Annotated in this window: 5 protein-coding genes; 4 read left to right on the plus strand and 1 reads right to left on the minus strand. The window is 71.4% G+C overall.

Going from position 1 to position 6,978, the window contains the following annotated elements; all coding sequences use genetic code 11:
* Positions 1 to 48: 48 nt before the first annotated feature.
* The 3 genes from TSO221_RS12080 (at position 49) to pgi (ending at position 4,578) form a co-directional block, all read left to right on the plus strand.
* Entirely contained in the window at positions 49 to 1,401 is a 1,353-nt protein-coding gene (locus TSO221_RS12080) for a pitrilysin family protein (RefSeq protein ID WP_109118743.1), read from the plus strand.
* 3 nt (positions 1,402 to 1,404) lie between these two features.
* Positions 1,405 to 2,733 carry a pitrilysin family protein gene (locus tag TSO221_RS12085; protein ID WP_109118744.1) on the plus strand — a complete coding sequence of 443 codons (1,329 nt, stop codon included), beginning with the start codon at positions 1,405 to 1,407 and terminating at the stop codon, positions 2,731 to 2,733.
* A gap of 195 nt (positions 2,734 to 2,928) precedes the next feature.
* Positions 2,929 to 4,578, plus strand: coding sequence for a glucose-6-phosphate isomerase (pgi, locus tag TSO221_RS12090; protein ID WP_109118745.1), 1,650 nt, complete (start codon positions 2,929 to 2,931; stop codon positions 4,576 to 4,578).
* Positions 4,579 to 4,585: 7 nt separating this feature from the next.
* Here pgi and TSO221_RS12095 read toward each other — a convergent pair whose 3' ends face one another.
* Complete coding sequence (locus TSO221_RS12095) at positions 4,586 to 5,461, minus strand: HD-GYP domain-containing protein (RefSeq protein WP_158284065.1); 876 nt, start codon at positions 5,459 to 5,461, stop codon at positions 4,586 to 4,588.
* A gap of 221 nt (positions 5,462 to 5,682) precedes the next feature.
* Here TSO221_RS12095 and mutL point away from each other — a divergent pair.
* Positions 5,683 to 6,978, plus strand: a 1,296-nt coding sequence (gene mutL / locus TSO221_RS12100; RefSeq protein WP_109118747.1) for a DNA mismatch repair endonuclease MutL, incomplete at its 3' end; no start/stop codon positions are given.

The following is a 6,978-nucleotide window of genomic DNA, read 5'->3' on the forward strand; positions in this document are numbered from 1 at the left end:
TCTAGGGGCGCCCATCCGGGCGCCCCTTTTCGATTCCGGAGACGGTCGATGTTGCGCACCACCCGCGCCCTGCTGTCGGCGCTCGTCCTGCTGACCGCCGCGCCTCAGGTCCAGGCCGCCGAGAAAGGCGTCTTCTTCCCCGAGACGTTCACGCTGTCGAACGGCATGCAGGTGGTGATCGTCACCAACCGCCGCGTGCCGGTCGTCACCCACATGGTCTGGTACAAGGTCGGCGCCGCCGACGAGGAGCGCGGCCATTCCGGCCTCGCCCACTTCCTCGAGCACCTGATGTTCAAGGGCACCGACGAGCTGCCGCCCGGCGCCTTCTCGCGCATCGTCGCCAAGAACGGCGGCAAGGACAACGCCTTCACTTCCTGGGATTACACTGCGTACTTCCAGAGCGTCGCCCGCGACCGGCTGGAGCTGGTGATGCGGATGGAGGCGGACCGCATGGCCAACCTCAAGCTCACCGACGCCGTCGTCTACCCCGAGCGCGACGTGGTGATGGAGGAGCGCCGCCAGCGCGTCGAGAACGAGCCGGCCGACAAGATCGGTGAGCAGATCAACGCCACCCTCTTCGTCCACCACCCCTACGGCACGCCGATCATCGGCTGGCCGCAGGAGATGGCGGCGATGACCCGCGAGGAGGCGGAAGCCTTCTACAAGCGCTGGTACGCGCCCAACAACGCCATCCTGATCGTCTCCGGCGACGTCTCGGCCGAGGAGCTGAAGCCGCTGGCCGAGAAATACTACGGCAAGCTGCCGGCCAAGCCGGTGCCCGAGCGCAGGCGCGTCAGCGAGCCGCCGATCGGCGCCGAGCGCCGAGTCATCCTGCGCGACGCCGAGGTGCGCCAGCCGTCGATCCGCCGGCTGTGGCAGGCGCCGTCCTACCGCACCGACAAGGAGGGGCACGCCTACGCGCTCCAGGTGCTGGCCGAGATCATGAGCGGCGGCGCCACCGGGCGGCTGTACCGCTCGCTGGTGGTGGAGCAGAAGCTGGCCACCTCGGCGTGGCTCGGCTACGGCGCGTCGTCGTGGGACGACACCACGCTGTCCATGGGCGGCACCCCGGCGCCCGGAGTCGACATGGACAAGCTGGAGGCGGCGCTGGACGCCGAGCGCACCAGGCTGCTGAAGGAGGGCGTCACCCCCGAGGAGGTCGCCACCGCCAGGAAGCGCATGCTGACCGAGGCGGCCTACGCCCGCGACAGCCTGTCCGGCCCGGCCAACGCGCTGGGCCAGGCGCTCGCCAGCGGGCAGAGCATCGACGACGTCGAGAGCTGGCCGGTGCGCATCGACGCGGTGACGGCCGAGCAGGTCAACGCCGCCGCCCGCGCCGTGCTGGGCAAGACCAACCACGTGACCGGCCTGCTGCTGCCGGCCAACCACAAGGGGAGCTGACGCATGCGCTCCATCGTCGCGGCACTGCTGGTGCTGTTCGTCACGTTGCCCGCGCACGCCATCGAGGTGAAGCGGGTGGTCAGCCCCGGCGGCATCGAGGCGTGGCTGGTCGAGGACCACAAGATCCCCGTCGTCGCTCTGGAATGGGCGTTCGAGGGCGTCGGCGGCACCGACCCGGCCGGCAGGGAGGGGCGCGCCAACCTCGTCGCCTCCACCCTCGACGAGGGCGCCGGCCCCTACGACGCGCAGGCCTTCCAGGGCCGCATGCAGGACCTCGCGGTCAGCCTGGGCTTCGACGCCGGGCGCGACGGCTTCACCGGAAGCTTGCGCACGCTGAAGGACAACCGCGACGAGGCGTTCGAGCTGGCGCGGCTGTCGCTCGCCGAGCCGCGCTTCGACGCCGAGGCGGTGGAGCGCGTGCGCACCTCGATCCTGTCCAGCCTGCGGCGCGACCTCGCCGACCCGAACTACGTGGCGCGCCGGGCCTTCTACGCCGCCGCCTACCCCGACCACCCCTATGGGGGCGAGGTGCGCGGCTCGCTGGAGAGCCTGCCCAAGGTCGCCATCGATGATCTGCGCGCTTTCATGAAGACCGAACTCGGCCGCGACCGGCTGGTGGTCGCCGCCTCAGGCGCCATCACGCCGGAGGAGCTGGGCAAGGCGCTCGACCGCGTGTTCGGCGGTCTGCCGGCCAAGAGCCAGAGCGCCCGCCTGCCCGACGCCGTCGCCAAGGGGACCGGCGAGACGCTGGTGGCGCCGCGCCCGACGGCGCAGACGCTGATCCTGCTCGGCCAGCAGGGGGTGCAGCGCGAGGACCCGGACTGGTACGCCGCCAGCGTGATGAACTACATCCTCGGCGGCGGCGGGTTCACCTCGCGCCTGATGGAGGAGGTGCGCGAGAAGCGCGGCCTGTCCTACGGCGTCTACAGCTACCTGATCCCGCTCGACCACGGCGCGCTGATCCTGGCCAGCGGCTCGACGGTGAACGCCAAGGCCGCCGAGACGCTGGAGATCATCCGCGCCGAGTGGAAGCGCATGGCCGACGGCGGCGCCACGGAGCAGGAGATCCAGGACGCCAAGACCTACCTGACCGGCTCGTTCCCGCTGCAGTTCAGCTCGACCTCGGCGATCGCGCGGATCCTGCTGCAGGTGAAGCGCGACAACCTGGGCATCGACTACCTGGACAAGCGCGATGCGCTGATCAACGGCGTGACGAAGGACGACGTGCAGCGCGTCGCCAAGCGGCTGCTCGACCCCGCCAGGCTGCTGACCGTGCTGGTCGGCCGGCCGGAGGGGGTAACCGCGACGAAGACGCTGGAAGGCGGGAGCTGAGGGGCGGCTTGCCCCCACCCCATCCCTCCCCCGCTTCGCAGGGGAGGGGGCAGAGCGGCGGAGTTCCCTCCCCTGCGCAGCGGGGGAGGGTTAGGGTGGGGGCAATAGCCCTGCACCCGCGCGTTTTGCCCCATACCCCGCGCTCCGTCCCCGGTGCTACCGTCCCAGGGATCCTTGAGGAGGAGAAGACCGTCGATGTCCGCACTCACCCAATCCGCCGCCTGGGCGGCGCTGTCGGCGCATCGCGCAGCCATGGCCGGCGTCCACATGCGCGACCTGTTCGCCAGTGATCCCGGCCGCTTCTCGCGCTTCTCGCTGGAGGCCGCGGGGCTGCTGTTCGACCACTCCAAGAACCGCATCACCGACGAGACGGTGGCGCTGCTGCTCGACCTCGCCCGCCAGCAGGACGTCGAGGGCTGGCGCGACCGCATGTTCGCCGGCGAGAGGATCAACACCACCGAGAACCGCGCGGTGCTGCACACCGCGCTGCGCAACCGCTCCAACCGGCCGGTGCTGGTGGACGGCAAGGACGTCATGCCCGACGTGAACGGCGTGCTGGCGCGCATGGGCCGCTTCGTCGAGGCGGTGCGCAACGGGGCGTGGGCCGGCTACACCGGCCAGCCGATCACCGACATCGTCAACATCGGCATCGGCGGCTCCGACCTCGGGCCCGTCATGGCGACCGAGGCGCTGACCCCCTACCTGCACCCGAACATCGGCGTGCACTTCGTCTCCAACGTGGACGGCACCCACATCATGGAGACGCTGGAGTGGCTGGACCCCGAATCGACGCTGTTCGTCATCGCGTCGAAGACCTTCACCACCCAGGAGACGCTGACCAACGCCCACACCGCCCGCCGCTGGTTCCTGGAGACCGCCGAGGACGAGGCGCACGTCGCCCGGCACTTCGTCGCCGTCTCCACCAACGAGCCGGAGGTGCGCAGGTTCGGCATCGACCCGGAGAACATGTTCGGCTTCTGGGACTGGGTCGGCGGCCGCTACTCGCTGTGGTCGGCCATCGGCCTGCCGATCGCGCTGGGCATCGGCATGGAGGCGTTCGAGGAGCTGCTGGACGGCGCCCACGCCATGGACGAGCACTTCCGCACGGCACCCCTGGAGCGGAACATGCCGGTGCTGATGGCGATGCTGGGCGTCTGGTACATCGACTTCTGGGGCGCCCGGTCGCACGCCGTGCTGCCCTACGACCAGTACCTGCACCGTTTCCCGGCCTACCTGCAGCAGCTCGACATGGAGTCGAACGGCAAGTCGGTGGACCGCCAGGGCAACCCGGTGGACTACGCCACCGGCCCGGTGGTGTTCGGCGAGCCCGGCACCAACGGCCAGCACGCCTTCTACCAGCTGATCCACCAGGGCACCGAGCTGGTCCCCTGCGACTTCCTGGCCCCGGCGGTGACGCACAACCCGGTCGGCGAGCACCACCGCATCCTGCTGTCCAACGCCTTCGCCCAGCCCGAGGCGCTGATGCGCGGCAAGACGGCGGACGAGGTGCGCGACGAGATGCGCAGGAAGGGCGTGCCGGACGCGGAGATCGAGGCGCTGGTGCCGCACCGCGTCTTCGCCGGCAACAAGCCCAGCAATTCGATCCTGTTCAAGAAGCTGAGCCCGCACACGCTGGGCGCCCTGGTGGCGCTGTACGAGCACAAGGTGTTCGTGCAGGGCGTGGTGTGGGGCATCAACAGCTTCGACCAGTGGGGCGTCGAGCTGGGCAAGCAGCTGGCCGGCAAGATCCTGCCGGAGCTGACGGCGCCCTGCGCCGCCGCCCCGGTGTCGGGCCACGACAGCTCGACGGCCGGGCTGATCGGCTGGTACCAGCGGAACCGGTAGGGGCGGCCTACACCGCCGCCATGCTGGCCGGCGCCACGCCCAGGCGCGCCGGCACCGGCCAGACCCGCTCGATCCCGTCGCCGACCACGGCGAGGCAGGCGTCCACCGCCGCCGCGTCCAGCTTGCCGCCGCGCTGGGCGCGGATCTCCTCCACCGCCGCCTGGACGCCCAGGCCGGGGCGGTACGGGCGGTGCGAGGTCATCGCCTCGACCACGTCGGCCACGGCGACGATGCGCGCCTCCAGCGCGATGGCGTCGCCCGCGAGCGCCGCAGGGTAGCCGGAGCCGTCCAGCCGCTCGTGGTGCTGCCCGACGACGGCGTGCACCGCCTCGGGAAAGGCGATCTTGCCGACGATGGCCTGGCCGCTGGCGACGTGCCCCTTGACCAGCGCGAACTCGTCCGCGGTCAGGCGGCCGGGCTTCGACAGCAGCTCGGCCGGGATGGCGATCTTGCCGATGTCGTGCAGCAGCGCCCCGATGCGGATCAGGTCCACCCGCTCCCGGTCCAGGCCCATGCGCTGCGCGATGGCGACGGACAGCGCGGCGACGCGTTCCTGGTGGCCGGCGGTGTAGGGATCGCGCTGGCTGAGCGTGTGCGACAGCGCGCCGACCGTCTCTTGCAGCAGCACCTCCAGCCGCTCCGCCGTGTGGGCGTGCGCCTCCTCGCTCTCGCTGCGCCGCCGCAGCTCGCGCCGCAGCAGCAGCTTGAGCGCCAGCGCCGTCACCCCGACGAAGACCAGCCCTTTGGCGATCTCGAACCACCACAGCGCGGCGATGTCGGCCCCGAACAAATGATCGGCCGCCCCGCTGCCCGCCAGGATCCACGCCGCCCCCGCCGCGGCGTAGGCCACGCTGATCCTGGTGGAAAAAGATCGGACCGCCATGGCCCACCCGCGACAAAACATCGACATACCGTTTTATTCTACAAGCGCACCGTTTCTTGCCAATGACTTTTTTTCTACCGCCGATTAGTTCGCGGAAACATATTTTGGTAAGCGCGCGTGACAGAATCGGTCGCGGCACGGCCCCGGTCGTTTCGTGACCGCGCCTCGCAACCGGCACATTGCTGGTGGCAGCACCGCGGAGCACCCCCTATATTTGGCCCATGCCGATCCGCCTATTGCCCGACACGCTCGTCAACCGCATCGCCGCCGGCGAGGTGGTCGAGCGCCCCGCCGCCGCCGTCAAGGAGCTGGTGGAGAACGCCATCGACGCCGGGGCCACCCGCATCGACGTGGTGGTGCGCGAGGGCGGCAAGTCGCTGATCTCCATCACCGACGACGGTTGTGGCATGACGCCGGACGAGCTGGAGCTGGCGGTCGAGCGGCACGCCACCTCCAAGCTGCCCTCGGACGACCTGCTGGACATCCGCTCCCTGGGGTTCCGCGGCGAGGCGCTGCCCTCCATCGGCGCGGTCAGCCGGCTGACGCTGACCAGCCGGCCGAAGGGCGCCGACTCGGCCTGGGCGCTGCTGGTGGACGCCGGTGCCAAGGGCAAGCCGCAACCGGCGGCGCTGGCCGGCGGCACGCGGGTCGAGGTGCGCGACCTGTTCGCCGCGGTGCCGGCGCGCCTGAAGTTCCTCAAGGCGGCGCGCACCGAGCTGGAACACATCTCCGACGGCATCGAGCGCCTCGCCATGGCGCACCCGAAGGTCGCCTTCACGCTGGCCGACGACGCGCGCTCCATGCTGCGCCTCAGCGCCGCGCAGGGCGAGCTGCTGGACGCGCGGCTGACCCGGCTGGGTGCGCTGATGGGCCGCGACTTCCAGGAAAACGCGGTGCCGGTCGAGGCGGAGCGCGAGGGCGTGCGGCTGACCGGCTGGATCGGCCTGCCGACGCTGCACCGCCCCACCGCGCGCCACCAGCACCTGTTCGTCAACGGCCGGCCGGTGCGCGATAAGCTGATGGTCGGCGCGGTGCGCGGCGCCTACGCCGACTTCCTGCCGCGCGACCGCCACCCGATGCTGGCGCTGTTCCTGGAGATCGACCCGCAGGAGGTGGACGTCAACGTCCACCCGGCCAAGGCCGAGGTGCGCTTCCGCGACCAGGGGCTGGTGCGCGGCCTGATCGTCGGCTCGCTCAAGCACGCCCTGGCCGAAGCCGGGCACCGTGCCTCGACCACCGTGGGCCTCGCCACGCTGGGCGCGCTGCGGCCGGAGGGCAGCGCCCCCCTGCCCTACCGCGCACCGCAGCCGGCATCCTCGGGCGGATCGTGGGGCGGCGGGGCGGCGCGCTGGCGCGACTCCTACACGCCGCCGGCCCCGCCGCCGCGCGGGCTGGCCGACCGCTCGGTGGCGTTCCAGGCGCCGCTGTCGGGCCTTGAGGCCGCACCGGCGGCGCGCGCGCCGGAGTACGCCCCTCCCGCCCCCGCGGCCCCGCCGCTCGACGAGCACCCGCTGGGC

The organism is Azospirillum sp. TSO22-1, from assembly GCF_003116015.1.
In the GTDB taxonomy this organism is placed as follows: domain Bacteria; phylum Pseudomonadota; class Alphaproteobacteria; order Azospirillales; family Azospirillaceae; genus Azospirillum.